Annotated in this window: 9 protein-coding genes and 1 pseudogene; 6 read left to right on the forward strand and 4 right to left on the reverse strand. The window is 62.0% G+C overall.

Annotation, left to right across the window (positions count from 1 at the left end; genetic code table 11):
- Window positions 1-106: 106 nt before the first annotated feature.
- From L4G42_RS15300 to xylA, 4 genes and pseudogenes are all read right to left on the reverse strand, one after another.
- A complete protein-coding gene (locus tag L4G42_RS15300) occupies window positions 107-1,243 on the reverse strand; it encodes a sugar ABC transporter permease (RefSeq protein WP_237253993.1) in 1,137 nt (378 codons plus the stop codon).
- Window positions 1,240-2,826: a D-xylose ABC transporter ATP-binding protein gene (gene xylG / locus L4G42_RS15305; protein ID WP_237253994.1), complete on the reverse strand. Its 1,587-nt coding sequence runs from the start codon at window positions 2,824-2,826 to the stop codon at window positions 1,240-1,242. The genes L4G42_RS15300 and xylG overlap by 4 nt, the downstream gene beginning before the upstream one ends.
- A 132-nt stretch (window positions 2,827-2,958) precedes the next feature.
- The gene (gene xylF, locus L4G42_RS15310) at window positions 2,959-3,960 is read right to left on the reverse strand and encodes a D-xylose ABC transporter substrate-binding protein (RefSeq protein WP_237253995.1); all 1,002 of its coding nucleotides are present in this window, start codon (window positions 3,958-3,960) and stop codon (window positions 2,959-2,961) included.
- A gap of 185 nt (window positions 3,961-4,145) precedes the next feature.
- Window positions 4,146-5,462, reverse strand: a pseudogene (gene xylA, locus L4G42_RS15315) (xylose isomerase).
- A 176-nt stretch (window positions 5,463-5,638) separates the two neighbouring features.
- On the opposite strand from xylA, the gene L4G42_RS15320 reads away from it, so the two are divergent.
- The 6 genes from L4G42_RS15320 to L4G42_RS15345 all read left to right on the forward strand — a co-directional run bounded on the left by L4G42_RS15320 (window position 5,639) and on the right by L4G42_RS15345 (window position 12,923).
- Window positions 5,639-6,826 carry a XylR family transcriptional regulator gene (locus L4G42_RS15320; protein ID WP_237259985.1) on the forward strand — a complete coding sequence of 396 codons (1,188 nt, stop codon included), beginning with the start codon at window positions 5,639-5,641 and terminating at the stop codon, window positions 6,824-6,826.
- 66 nt (window positions 6,827-6,892) lie between these two features.
- Window positions 6,893-7,819, forward strand: a complete 927-nt coding sequence (locus L4G42_RS15325; RefSeq protein WP_237253996.1) for a Gfo/Idh/MocA family protein — start codon at window positions 6,893-6,895, stop codon at window positions 7,817-7,819.
- Window positions 7,820-8,226: 407 nt separating this feature from the next.
- Window positions 8,227-8,982 carry a GDP-mannose pyrophosphatase NudK gene (gene nudK / locus L4G42_RS15330; RefSeq protein ID WP_237253997.1) on the forward strand — a complete coding sequence of 252 codons (756 nt, stop codon included), beginning with the start codon at window positions 8,227-8,229 and terminating at the stop codon, window positions 8,980-8,982.
- A 147-nt stretch (window positions 8,983-9,129) separates the two neighbouring features.
- Entirely contained in the window at window positions 9,130-9,681 is a 552-nt protein-coding gene (locus L4G42_RS15335) for a sigma-70 family RNA polymerase sigma factor (RefSeq protein ID WP_237253998.1), read from the forward strand.
- 44 nt (window positions 9,682-9,725) lie between these two features.
- Window positions 9,726-11,420 carry a multidrug ABC transporter permease/ATP-binding protein gene (locus L4G42_RS15340; protein ID WP_237253999.1) on the forward strand — a complete coding sequence of 565 codons (1,695 nt, stop codon included), beginning with the start codon at window positions 9,726-9,728 and terminating at the stop codon, window positions 11,418-11,420.
- 162 nt (window positions 11,421-11,582) lie between these two features.
- On the forward strand, window positions 11,583-12,923 hold the full coding sequence (locus L4G42_RS15345) for a lysine N(6)-hydroxylase/L-ornithine N(5)-oxygenase family protein (RefSeq protein WP_237254000.1): 1,341 nt from the start codon (window positions 11,583-11,585) through the stop codon (window positions 12,921-12,923).
- Window positions 12,924-13,052 lie beyond the last annotated feature (129 nt).

A 13,052-nucleotide genomic window follows, 5' to 3' on the forward strand; every position in this document is an offset into this window, starting at 1 on the left:
GCGAACCCGTTTTGTAAACTCACATATTCATCTCTGACCCACCGCCTTCGCCAGCAAGCCGGCTCCTACTGACTCGAGTGTGATGAAAGTCAGTGTGGTTAAGCACTCACCGCCGTCCAGCCCGTGTACTCACATCCACCCACACCGCCAGCACCAGAATGCTGCCCTTGACGATCATCTGCCAGTAGCTGTCGACATCAAGCATGGACATGCCGTTGTCGAGGCTGGTGATGACGAGGGCGCCCAGCAGTGCGCCGTAGACGGTGCCCGAACCGCCGCGCATGGAGGTGCCGCCGATGAAGCAGGCGGCGATGGCGTCGAGTTCGCCCATGTTGCCCGCGGACGGCGAACCGGCGGCCAGGCGGGCGGTGTTGACCAGGCCGGCGAGCGCGCACATGACGCCCATGATGCCGAAGATCCACAACTTCACCGCCTGCACGTTGATGCCGGACAGGCGCGTGGCCTCCATGTTGCTGCCTACCGAATAAATGCGTCGGCCGAAAACGGTCTGGGTGGTGATGTAGCTGAACACCCCGAGCAGGACCAACAGCAGCAGGACCGGCACCGGAATCCCGTCATAGCTGTTCAGCGTGTAGACGAAGCCGGCAAGGACAGCGCCAATCGCCGCCACGCGCACCCCATCCCGGGCCAGCGAATGCGCGGCCAGCCCATGCAGCGCGCGGTTGCTGCGCTGACGCCAGGTCAGGAACAGTGTCAGCGCGAAGAGCAGCACGCCGAGCACGATCCCCACCAGCGGCGGCAGGTAACCCTGACCGATGTAAACCAGCTCCGGCGACACCGGGGCGATGGTGGTGCCGCCGGTGATCCCCAGCAGAATGCCGCGAAACGCCAGCATGCCGCCCAGGCCGACGATGAACGACGGGATGCGCAGGTACGCAGTCATGCAGCCGTTGGCGAGACCGATCAACAGCCCGCAGCCGGCGACGATGCACAGATTCAGCGGCAGCGGCACGTGGTAGACCACGTCGAGAATCGCCGCCACGCCGCCGAGCAAGCCGAGCAGCGAACCCACCGACAGATCGATCTCGCCGCTGATGATCACCAGCACCATGCCGCAGGCCAGAATCCCGGTGATCGACATCTGCCGCAGCAGGTTGGACAGGTTACGCGGCGTCAGAAAGCCCCCATCGGTTTCCCAGCTGAAGAACAGCCAGATGACCGCGATGGCGATCACCAGTGCGAGCATTTTGTAGCGGGTGAACAGTTGCTTGAGCTGATTCATTGACGCGCGTCTCCCACAGCACCTGGCCGGTCGTTATTGTTTTTGTTGTGCGCAGTGTCGCCGGACTCGCTGAGTGCCGCCGCGAGCACCTGTTCCTGGGTCAGGCCCTGATTGACGAAGTCCCCGCGCAACTGGCCATCGCCGATCACCAGCACTCGGTCGGAGACGCCGAGCACTTCGGCCAGTTCCGACGACACCATGATGATCGACACGCCGCTGGCCGCCAGCGCGCCCATCAGTTTGTAGATCTCGTATTTGGCGCCAACGTCCACGCCGCGGGTGGGCTCGTCGAGAATCAAAACTCGCGGCTGAGTCAGCAGCATCTTCGCCAGCACGGCTTTTTGCTGATTGCCGCCGGACAGGCTGGTGATCGGCAGGAACGGGCTCGCGGTCTTCAGGTGCATGCGCGCGATTTCTTTGTCGATGCTGCCCAGCTCGGCTTCGGCGTCGATGCGCGTCAGGTGGGCGAAGCTGTCGAGCACGGCGAGGGTGATGTTCTGGCCCACGCCCAGGTCCGGAATGATGCCCTGACGCTTGCGGTCCTCGGGAACCATGCACAGGCCCGCGCGGATTGATTTGAGCGGCGTGCGCGTGTCGATGAGCTTGCCGTCCAGCCACACTTCGCCGGTGTACCGGCCTGGATAGGCGCCGAACAGCGCCGAGACCAGTTCGGTGCGGCCGGCCCCGACCAGCCCGGCGATGCCAAGGATTTCCCCGCGCCTGAGCACGAACGAAATGTCGTCCACGCGCTTGCGCTTCGGGTTGTCGACGTCGTAGCAGGTGACGTGGCGCGCCTCGAAAATCACGTCGCCGACGGTGTGGGGTTCGGTGGGGTAGAGGTTGCTCATCTCGCGGCCGACCATCTGCGTGATGATCTTCGGGATGTCCATGTCAGCCATGGCCGTGGTCGCGATGTGCTTGCCGTCGCGGATTACTGAGATGGTGTCGCAGACGGCGGCGACTTCATCGAGCTTGTGGGAGATGTAGACGCAGGCGACCCCCTTGGCTTTGAGCTCGCGGATGATGTCGAGCAGGACCTCGATTTCCGAGCGGGTCAGGGCAGAAGAGGGTTCGTCGAGGATCAGCAGGCGCGCCTGTTTGTTCAACGCCTTGGCGATCTCAACCAGTTGCTGATAGCCGCCGCCGTATTGCGAGACCGGCAGCGCAACGTTCATGTCCGGCACTTTCAGTTCGCGCATCAAGGCTTCGGCGCGGTAGATCATCGCCGGGTAATTCATGCGCCCGCCCGGCAGGGTCAGTTCGTGGCCCATGAAGATGTTTTCCGCCACCGACAGGTCGGGGACGAGGGTGAGTTCCTGGTGAATGATGACGATCCCGGCGGCCTCGGTTTCGCTGATGGATTGCGCCTTCAACGGCTGGCCGTCCCAGAGGATTTCACCCTCCCAGGTGCCGTGGGGGTAGACCGCCGAGAGGACTTTCATCAGCGTCGATTTGCCGGCGCCGTTCTCACCGCACAGGCCCACGCATTCGCCGGCCCGCACCTTGATGTCGATGCCGTTGAGTGCCTTGACGCCGCCGAAGGATTTGACGATGCCGTTCATTTGCAGCAGGTAATCGGACATTTCAGGATCTCACGCAGAAGCAGAAGACGGGTGCGGCAGTGCCGTTTGCGCAAAACCCTGCGGCACCGAATCACGTCGGTCCCACAGGGTTTGGCATTAATGCGGCGAATCAGGCCTGTTCAGCTTGATGCCTTACTTACCCGCGATCTGATCCTTGGTGTAGAACCCGTCCTTCTCCAGCAGATCGATGTTGTCTTTGGTCAGCGGCGTCGGGGTCAGGAGGATGGTGTCGACCTTCTTCGCGCCGTTGTCGTACTGCGAGCTGAACTGTGGCTTTTCGTTGCGCGCCAGTTGCACTGACAGTTTCGCGGCTTCCGAGGCGATCAGTTTCAGCGGTTTGTAGACGGTCATGGTTTGCGTGCCGTCGATCACGCGCTTGACCGCAGCCAGGTCGGCGTCTTGCCCGGAGATCGGTACCTTGCCGGCCAGCTTCTGCGCGGCGAGGGCCTGAATCGCGCCGCCGGCGGTGGCGTCGTTGGAAGCGACGATGCCGTCGATCTTGTTGCTGTTCTTGGTCAGGGCGTTTTCGACGATGCTCAGGGCTTCGGTCGGGTTCCACTCCTTGACCCATTGCTGGCCGACAATCTTGATGTCGCCCTTGTCGATGGCCGGCTGCAGCACTTTCATCTGGCCTTCGCGCAGGACCTTGGCGTTGTTGTCGGTGGGGGCGCCGCCGAGCAGGAAGTAATTGCCTTTCGGGGCCGCCTTGAGCACGCCGGCCGCCTGCATTTCGCCGACTTTTTCGTTATCGAAGGAGATGTAGGCGTCGATGTCGGCGTTGAGGATCAGCCGGTCGTAGGACACCACTTTGATGCCGGCCTTCTTGGCTTCGGCGACGGCGTTGGTCAGCACGGTGGCGTTGAACGGCACGATGACGATGACATCGACGCCACGGGAGATCAGGTTTTCGATCTGGGAGATCTGCTTCTGCTCGTTGGCGTCAGCGGACTGCACGTACACCTTGGCGTCCATTTTTTCTGCCGCCGCGACGAAGTAGTCGCGGTCTCGGGACCAGCGTTCCAGGCGCAGGTCGTCGATGGAAAAGCCGATTTTCGGATGGGCAGAATCGGCCATGACAGGCAGGCTGAGCAGGGCCAGGGCACTGGCGAGCAGGGTGGTCTTGAAACTCTTCATGGGGTTGCGTCCTGTTATTTTTGTTTAGAGACACTGTCCGAGCGTGTACCGGTGGAACTGTCGAGACTGGCCGCGCGCCGCGAGCGGGGAATTGTCGTGAGAATGTAACCGGCCTCAATGTGCAGTAGGACCGGCGGACGTTAGTAGGACCGGCTTTAGCCGGGAAGCTTTGCGATCATCACCTGTCACGGATAAATAAACCGGTTCACCACGCCCTCGAGCATTTCTTGCCGACCACTCACGGCTTGCGGGTTGAGTTCGTTGTCCAGCGCGTGCTGCGCCAGGGAATCCAGGCTGAAATCCCCCGGCAATACGGCGCGCCCGAACGGTTGGTCCCAGCCGGCGTAGCGCTGGTCCTTGAACGCTTGCAGCTTATCGTCCTGAATCATCGCAGCAGCCCGTTCCAGCTACAGCGCGAGCACGTCCATGGCCGCGACGTGGCCGTAGAACAGGTCGATTTCGTCCAGGCTCTGCCGGCGCACTTTGGAATCGAAGTTGTAGCCGCCGTTCTTGAAACCGCCCGCCTTGAGGATCTCGTAGGTGGCCAGGGTCAGCTCTTCGACGCTGTTGGGAAACTGGTCGGTGTCCCAGCCGTTCTGCGGATCGCCACGGTTGGCGTCGATGCTGCCGAAGATGCCGAGGGACGCTGCCGTGGCAATTTCATGGTGAAAACTGTGGCCGGCGAGGGTGGCGTGGTTGGCCTCGATATTGACCTTGATCTCCTTCTCCAGACCGAACTGATGCAGAAAGCCGAACACCGTGGCCGTGTCGTAATCGTATTGGTGCTTGGTTGGCTCCTGGGGCTTGGGCTCGATCAGCAGGTCGCCGGTAAAACCGATCTTGTGTTTGTGCTCGACCACCATGCGCATGAAGCGGCCCAGTTGCTCGCGTTCGCGCGCAAGGTCGGTGTTGAGCAGCGTTTCGTACCCCTCGCGGCCACCCCACAGCACGTAGTTCGAGCCCCTGAGCCGTTGGGTCGCGTTCATCGCGCTGCACACTTGGGCGGCGGCGAAGGCGAACACTTCCGGGTCCGGATTACTCGCCGCGCCGGCAGCGAAGCGCGGGTTGCTGAAGCAGTTGGCGGTGCCCCACAGCAGCTGAATGCCGCTCTGTTCCTGATGGCGCTCCAGTTCGTCGACCATCTGCGCGAAGTTATGGCTGTACTCCTTGAGGCTCGCGCCTTCGGGGGCGACATCGGTGTCGTGGAAGCTGTAGTAGTCGATGCCCAGCTTGGAGAAGAATTCGAACGCCGCATCGGCCTTCAACCGCGCCAGTTCCATGGCGTCTCCCGGTTTGACCCATGGCCGCTTGAAGGTGCCGACGCCGAACATGTCGGCGCCCGGCCAGACGAAGGTGTGCCAGTAGCACGCGGCCATCCGCAGGTGTTCGCGCATGGGCTTGCCGAGGATGATCTTGTTGGCGTCGTAATGGCGGAAGGCGAGGGGCGACTCGCTGCCGGGGCCTTCGTAGCGAATGGTGTCGACATCGGGGAAGCAGGGCATCGGGGTTTCCTTCTTGTTCTTCACGTTTTTTGTTCTTGGCTGTTCCCGATACTAGCAACGGCCCCGTCCGCGCCGATTGCGAAAATCACCAACTCGGTGTTCGATTTTGAGTATTGAGATTCCCCCGGCGCAGGCCTAGTCTGTGCCGACTCGCTTCACAGGCCCGGGGAACAATAATGAAAACCGTCCCGCCCGCTCACCGCATCGCGCTGCTGTTCAACGGCGGCAAGATCTATGACCGCGGCATCATCACCGGCATCGGCAATTACCTGAGCAGCACCCGTGCCTCCTGGGACCTGTTTCTGGAAGAAGACTTTCTCTGCCGCCTGAAAGGCATCGAGCGCTGGCAGGGCGACGGCATCATTGCCGACTTCGACGATCCGCTGATCGGCGAGGCGCTGGCCGGAAGCACCTTGCCGGTGGTGGCCGTGGGCGGGTCCTACGAGGACGAGCGGGCCTATCCGAAGCACATTCCCTACGTTGCGACCGACAATTTCGCGCTGATCAAGCTGGCGTACGATCACCTGATCGAGGCCGGTCTGACGCGTTTCGCCTGTTTCAGCCTGCCGGAAGCGCAAAGCAATCGCTGGGCCCAGGAGCGTGAGAAAGCCTTCCGCCGGCTGTTGCAGCGCGACGGTTTGCACGGAGAGGTCTATCGCGGCCTGAGCACCAGCGCGCCGTTGTGGGACAGCGCCGTCGAACAACAGATCACCTGGCTGCAAAGCCTGCCCAAACCCATCGGCATCATCGCCGTCAGCGACGCCCGTGCGCGGCAGTTGCTGCAGGCGTGCCTGACGGCGGGCATTGCAGTGCCTGAGCAGGTGGCGCTGATCGGCATCGACAACGACCCGCTGACCCGCACCCTGACGCGGGTGCCGCTCAGTTCGGTGACTCAGGGTACTCAACTGATGGGGCGCACGGCGGCGCAGTTGCTGCACCAGATGCTGCACGGCATGCCCTCGACCACTCGCCAGATTCTCGTGCCGCCCGAGGCCATCAACGTTCAGGCCTCCAGCCTGCATCAGCCTCTTGGCAACCCTTATGTCATGCAGGCGCTGCACTTCATTCGCCAGTACGCGTGCCAGGGCATCAAAACCGCCCAGGTCGCGGGCTACGTCGGCATTTCCCGTTCTTCGCTGGAATCACACTTTCGCAAGGCGCGCGGCTGCAGCGTGCATGATGAAATTCTGAACTTCAAACTGACCGCCGCCGCTTCAGGGCTGAAACACGGTGACGCGGCGATCGCCGACATCGCGCAAAACTGCGGCTTCAAGTCCGCGCAATACCTGCACACGGTGTTCCGCCGGGAGTTCGGCTGCACCCCTCGCGAATATCAGCAGGGCGAGGCAGCACCCATTCATTAATTTGCTTCAGGGCGTCCCGTCTGGGGCGCGTCCGTCATAACAACGACAACATCACAGGAGTCATCGATGCATCCAATTCGTTTAGGGCTGGTGGGTTACGGCAAGATCGCCCAGGACCAGCACGTGCCGGCGATCCGAGCCAGTGACCGGTTTGAGCTGGTGGCCGTGGCGACGCTGGGTCAGCACTGTCCGGGCGTGCCCAATTTCAGCTCGCTGGCTGAGCTGCTGGCGCAAGGACCGGCGGTGGACGCCATCGCGTTTTGCACGCCGCCTCAGGGGCGTTTTGCGCTGGTTGAAGAGGCGCTGAAGGCCGGCAAACACGTGCTGGTGGAAAAACCGCCGTGCTCGACCCTGGGCGAAGCGCTTGCCCTGATCGACGAGGTCAACGCAGCGGGCGTCAGCGGCCTGTTCGCCTGGCATTCCCGCTTCGCCCCGGGGGTGAGCAACGCGGCGCAATGGCTGCAGGGCAAGATCCTTAAGCAGGTGCGGATTGACTGGAAAGAGCAGGTGCGCAAATGGCACCCGGGCCAGGCTTGGATCTGGCAGGCGGGTGGGCTGGGTGTGTTCGATCCGGGGATCAACGCGTTGTCGATCGTGACCGAATTGCTGCCCCGCGCGCTGTTCGTCGAGTCTGCCAATCTGAGCGTGCCGAGCAACTGCCAGTCGCCCATCGCAGCGTCGTTGCAGATGCGCGCAGGTCGGGACGTGCAGGTGATTGCCGAACTGGATTTCGACCACAGCGTCAACGAGCAGTGGAGCATCGAGTTGCACTGCAATGAAGGCGTGATGCGCCTGGACGCGGGGGGCGCGCAGGTCAGCATTGACGGCGTGGCGCAGACCGTATCGGAGGAGGGCGAGTACCCGGCCATGTACGGGCACTTCGCGCGACTGATCGACGCGGGTAAAAGCGATCTGGACCTGCAACCGCTGCGCATCGTCGCCGACAGTTTTTTTGTCGGCAGCAAGGAGACGGTGGCTGCTTTCTACGAATAAAGAGCGACGAGTGACGATGATTGCCCGGTCTGGCGTGTTGGACCGGGCTTCGGCGCTTACTGCACGGCTACAGACAGCGTCAGATGTGCACCACTCCCACCAGGGCGATAGAGAACGAAACGATGAGGGCCAACAGAATGGTCATGTTGATGGACATTGCGGGCAAATCCTTGTCTGGTTAATCAGTGCCGCCATCATCCGGATTTGCACGAGCAAACTGAACGGCGTTCGTGCCTATGTTGGCAATCGATGGAAACAATAGTTCGGGGTTTTTGCGGGTCGCGCGCGTGTTTGACCCTTTACCAAGGCGTTGCCTGATCCGACGCTTTCGCGGGCAAGCGCGCTCCTACACTCAACCTCCGTAGCACTGTGGAACTGCGTCGGACTCAAGACCTGCAGGAGCCGGCTTGCTGGCGAACGCGGTGGGCGATTCACCCTCGCAGCGGCTGACACAGCGGGTTCGCCAGCAAGCCGGCGCCTACAGAGTGATTGCGTTGAATCAGTGGGATTACCAGTGGCAGTTGAATCAGCGGGATCACCGCCGGCAATTGATATCAAAAAACGCATTCATCAAGGACCGCTATATGCCCCCTAACTTCATCCGCATCACCGATGAACAACTCCTCTCCGACAACTGGTACGTGCTCAAGAAGTACAGCTTCGAGCTGCAACGCCGTGACGGCAGTTGGCAATCGCAGACCCGCGAGGTGTACGACCGGGGCAATGGCGCGACGATTCTGTTGTACAACCTGGAACGGCGCACCGTTGTGCTGACCCGCCAATTTCGCATGCCGGCCTTCGTCAACGGCCACAGTGGTTATTTGATCGAAGCGGCAGCAGGGTTGCTGGACAACGCCAGTCCTGAAGAACGCATTCGACTGGAAGCCGAGGAAGAAACCGGCTATGTCGTGGGTTCGGTGAAGAAGATCTTCGACGCCTTCATGAGCCCCGGTTCGGTGACAGAGCGCATTCACTTTTTCATCGGCGAATACCAGGCCGACGATCGGGTCGGCGACGGCGGCGGACTGGAAGAGGAGGGCGAAGACATCGAAGTGCTGGAGCTGGATTTCGAGCGGGCCATCGCCATGGTGGAAAGCGGCGAAATCAATGACGGCAAGACCATCATGCTCCTGCAATACCTGGAGCTGCGCCTGATGAAATGAGAACGGCAGGGCCAAAACGACTCGGGTATCGACGATAAAGTTTCACCAGTCGGTAAACTTTCTTACGTTGCAATGAGAATCGTTTGCGTTATCCTTCGCGTTCCTTTGTTACCAGGGATGTCGAACAAGATGGATTTTCGCCCTGCAATGAGCCAGCCCACCCGGCTCTGCTCACCGTGTGTTGGCGCCACCCGTGGCGCGAGAGACCCGCGCCTCGACGCGCTGATGGGCACCTACAACACCCACCGCGAAGCGCTGCTGCGGCTGGCGGCAAAATTCCTCGGCTGTCGCGCCCGCGCCGAAGACGTGGTCCAGGACGCTTTCGTGAAGATGCTCGAAAGCGACCTGGCCTCTGCGGAACCGGCGCGCTACATGTTTCGCGTTGTGCGCAATCTGTCCATCGACCGTCTTCGCCGCCAGCGTCTCGAACGCAACCACGGCGCCGAAGCCGAGCATGAAGAGCAGATACGTTTCGAGGTGTCCCCGGAACGCGTGCTGGCCGGTCGCGAGTCCCTCGGTCAACTGGTCGGTGCGCTCAACGAACTGCCCAAGCGCATGCGCATCGTCTTCGACCTCAGCCAGATCCAGGGCTACACCCAGCGCGACGTGGCCAAGGTCATCGGCACCTCGCCGACCATGGTCAATTTCCTCCTGCGCGACACCCTGTCTCACTGCCGCGCGCGGCTCGGCGAGATCTAGGCACCGCCGCTTCATTTCCCCGTTTTCACTGCCCGGAGTCATTCATGAAATTAGTTCGTCTGGTCTTCCAGCAATACCGCTGGCCGCTTGCATGGGTGCTGCTGCTGAGCGTCAGCAGCGGGCTGTTGAGCGTCGGCGTGATTGCCTTCGTCAACCAACGCATGATCAGCAGCCACGAAGGCCTCGGCACTGCGCTGTGGCAATTCGGCCTGATGCTCGCCGTGCTGCTGGCGCTGGCGTCCGGGGCGTCGTTGTCGCTGACCGCGCTGGGCCATCGGTTCGTATACGGCCTGCGCCGGGTGATGGTCAAGCGCCTGCTCGACACCCACATCGAGCGTATCGAATCCATCGGCGGGGCGAAGATCTTCGCCAGCCTGTCCAGCGACATTCGCGCCGTGACCATGGCCTTCGTGCAACTGCCGGACCTGATCTACGGCTCGGTGCTCAGCGTTGCGTCGTTCAGTTACCTGGCCTGGCTGTCGCCGTCGCTGTTCATCACCACGCTGTGCTGGATGGCGTTCACGTTGGGGGTCGGCTGGTTGCTGGTGGGCAAACTCAACGCGCACATCCGCGCCCTGCGTGAGTCCGAAGACAAGCTCTATCAGAGCTACCAAGGCGTGATCGACGGGCGCAAGGAGCTGACCCTCAACCGCGACCGCGCGCGCCGGCTGTACGACGAAACCTTCGATGTCGCCGCTCAGCGCTACCGCGAGCATTTCACCCTGGCCGACCGTTATCACGGCCTCGCCAGCAACTGGGCCAACATCATGGTCCTCGGCACCATCGGCCTGGCGTTTTACCTGGCCAACGGCCTGGGCTGGGCGCCGACTGAAGTGGCGGCGACCTATGCGCTGACCGTGCTGTTCATGCGCACGCCGCTGGTGCTGGCGGTGGCAGCCATTCCGGCGCAGATCTCCGGACGCGTGGCGCTGGATAAAGTCGAGTCGCTGGCCCTGGCCGAGCACCACGAAAGCTTCGACGTCGCGCCAAGCCACATCGCCGGCCACTGGCAGACCCTCGAACTGCGTGACGTCGAATACCACTATGCGCCCCAGGGCGACGAGCCCGGTTTCGATGTCGGCCCCGTCAACCTGACCCTGCGCCGGGGCGAAACGGTGTTCCTCATGGGCGGCAACGGCAGCGGCAAATCCAGTTTGGCGCGTTTGCTCAGCGGCCTGTATCGACCGTCGGCGGGTGCGATCCTGATCGACGGCCAGGTCATCGGTTCGGATGACTGGCTGGCCTACCGTCAGCTGTTCGCCAGCGTGTTCACCGACTTCCACCTGTTTGCTCAATTGCTCGGCGCCGATGGGCAGAACGCCGATGTCGCTGACGTCGAGCACTGGCTGGAAAAACTGCACATGAAGCACAAGGTGCAGCTCGCCGACGGGCACTTGCTCGACACGCGCTTCTCCCAGGGGCAGCGCAAGCGCCTGGCGCTGATGCTCGCGCTGCTGGAGAAGCGCGACATTCTGCTGCTGGACGAGTGGGCCGCCGACCAAGACCCGTTGTTCCGCCGCTTCTTCTACCGCGAGCTGCTGCCAATGTTCAAAAGGGCCGGCGTCACGGTGTTCGCCATCAGCCACGACGACCCGTATTTCGACTTGGCCGACCGCCTGGTGAAGATGGAGGCCGGGCAGCTCATTGAACTGCAGGGCGATCGCCGGGAAAACGCCAGCCGCGACGCGGTGGAAGAAATCGGCGCCGCCTACCGGATGAAAACAGTAGAGACGTTGTAAGAGTTTTCCGCGACCGGGACTAAACAGCCGTCAGCCTCAGTCGTCATGTTAATGAGAATCAGTCTTAAACATTTTTGATCTGCGTGAACGGCCATCCGGCGCCAGCGACTTTATCGCGCGGCCTGCCGGAGTCGATCGCGCATCGCGCTACGAGAGGGAAGCATGGAACTCGTCTACGACTTCATCGGCATCGGTTTCGGCCCGTCGAACCTGGCTTTGGCCATTGCCACCCAGGAGCATGCCCAGCGCAGCGGTCTGGCGCCCCACGTCTGTTTCCTCGAGAAAAAGCCGGCGTTCAACTGGCACGAAGGCATGCTGATCGACGGTTCCACCATGCAGATTTCCTTCCTCAAGGACCTGGTGACCCTGCGCAATCCGGCGAGCCGTTTCACCTTCGTCAACTACCTCAACGAGCGCGGCCGCCTGCAGGACTTCATCAACCTGAAGACCTTTTTCCCGACGCGCGAGGAGTACACCGACTACCTGACCTGGGCCGCGTCGCACTTCAACGAACAAGCCCATTACGGCGCGGAAGTGATGTCGGTGGAACCGCATTTCGAGGATGGCCGCTTTGTCGCCATGGACGTGCTGTCCCGGGATGAGCACGGCGAAATCTCCCGTCGTCGCGCGCGCAATCTGGTGTTCGGTATCGGCGGCATTCCCCAGTCGCCGGCGGCCTTCGACGGTCTTGAAGATGCGCGCGTGCTGCACTCTGCCGGCTATCGCGGCGGCATCGAAAAACTCCTCGCCAACCGTCCCGGCCCGGTGCGTGTGGCGGTGGTCGGCGGCGGTCAGAGCGCGGCGGAAATCTTCGAAGACCTCGCCTCGCGTTTCGACAACGTCGAGGCGACGCTGGTGATTCGTGGCAGCGCGCTGAAACCGTCCGATGACAGCCCCTTCGTCAATCAGATCTTCAACCCGTCGTTCACCGACACCATTTTCAATCACAGCCAGGAACGTCGCGTCGCGCTTTTCGACGAGTTCCGCAACACCAACTATTCGGTGGTCGACACCGACCTGATCGAAACCATCTTCCAGCGCATGTACCAGCAGAAGGTGCGCGGCGAAGAGCGTCACCGCATGCTCACCAACCGTGAAGTGGTCCACGCCGAAGTCGCCAGCGATGGCATCGAATTGTTCCTGCGCGATGCGCCCCATGACCAGATGCACAGCGAGTCATTCGACGTCGTCGTGCTCGCCACCGGTTACCGCCGCGACTATCACCTGGAACTGCTCTCGGGCATTCAGCAATACATCGAGGGGGCCAACGTCGACCGTCATTATCGCTTGCCCCTGAGCCCGGGCAGCGAGGCGGGCATCTTCCTGCAGGGTTGCTGCGAAGACAGTCACGGTTTGAGCGACACCCTGTTGTCGGTGCTGGCGATCCGCTCTCAGGAAGTCGTCGAATCGATCTTCGGTGACCAGGCGCAACCGTGTTCGGCGCGCGCTGGACACGCGCCGGCACAGGTTGAGCCTCGCGTGGCACTCAAGCTGGCGCGCTAAGCCCGGGGTTTACGCCAAAGCCCGTCACAGCGGTGGTCGTCAGCGGCCACCCACTCTTTTCTCACAACGTTGTGGGCCGCCTCTGCGCTGCCTGCGGGTTGAGCCTTGCCGATACAAACAGGTGAAAGA

This window comes from Pseudomonas petrae, assembly GCF_021728295.1.
GTDB lineage: Bacteria > Pseudomonadota > Gammaproteobacteria > Pseudomonadales > Pseudomonadaceae > Aquipseudomonas > Aquipseudomonas petrae.

Excerpts from the sequence above, each read along its gene's own strand:
- L4G42_RS15300 (WP_237253993.1), bottom strand. The coding sequence starts at position 1,243 with ATGAATCAGCTCAAGCAACTGTTCACCCGCTACAAAATGCTCGCACTG.
- xylG (WP_237253994.1), bottom strand. The coding sequence starts at position 2,826 with ATGTCCGATTACCTGCTGCAAATGAACGGCATCGTCAAATCCTTCGGC.
- xylF (WP_237253995.1), bottom strand. The coding sequence starts at position 3,960 with ATGAAGAGTTTCAAGACCACCCTGCTCGCCAGTGCCCTGGCCCTGCTC.
- L4G42_RS15320 (WP_237259985.1), top strand. The coding sequence starts at position 5,639 with ATGAAAACCGTCCCGCCCGCTCACCGCATCGCGCTGCTGTTCAACGGC.
- L4G42_RS15325 (WP_237253996.1), top strand. The coding sequence starts at position 6,893 with ATGCATCCAATTCGTTTAGGGCTGGTGGGTTACGGCAAGATCGCCCAG.
- L4G42_RS15335 (WP_237253998.1), top strand. The coding sequence starts at position 9,130 with ATGAGCCAGCCCACCCGGCTCTGCTCACCGTGTGTTGGCGCCACCCGT.
- L4G42_RS15340 (WP_237253999.1), top strand. The coding sequence starts at position 9,726 with ATGAAATTAGTTCGTCTGGTCTTCCAGCAATACCGCTGGCCGCTTGCA.
- L4G42_RS15345 (WP_237254000.1), top strand. The coding sequence starts at position 11,583 with ATGGAACTCGTCTACGACTTCATCGGCATCGGTTTCGGCCCGTCGAAC.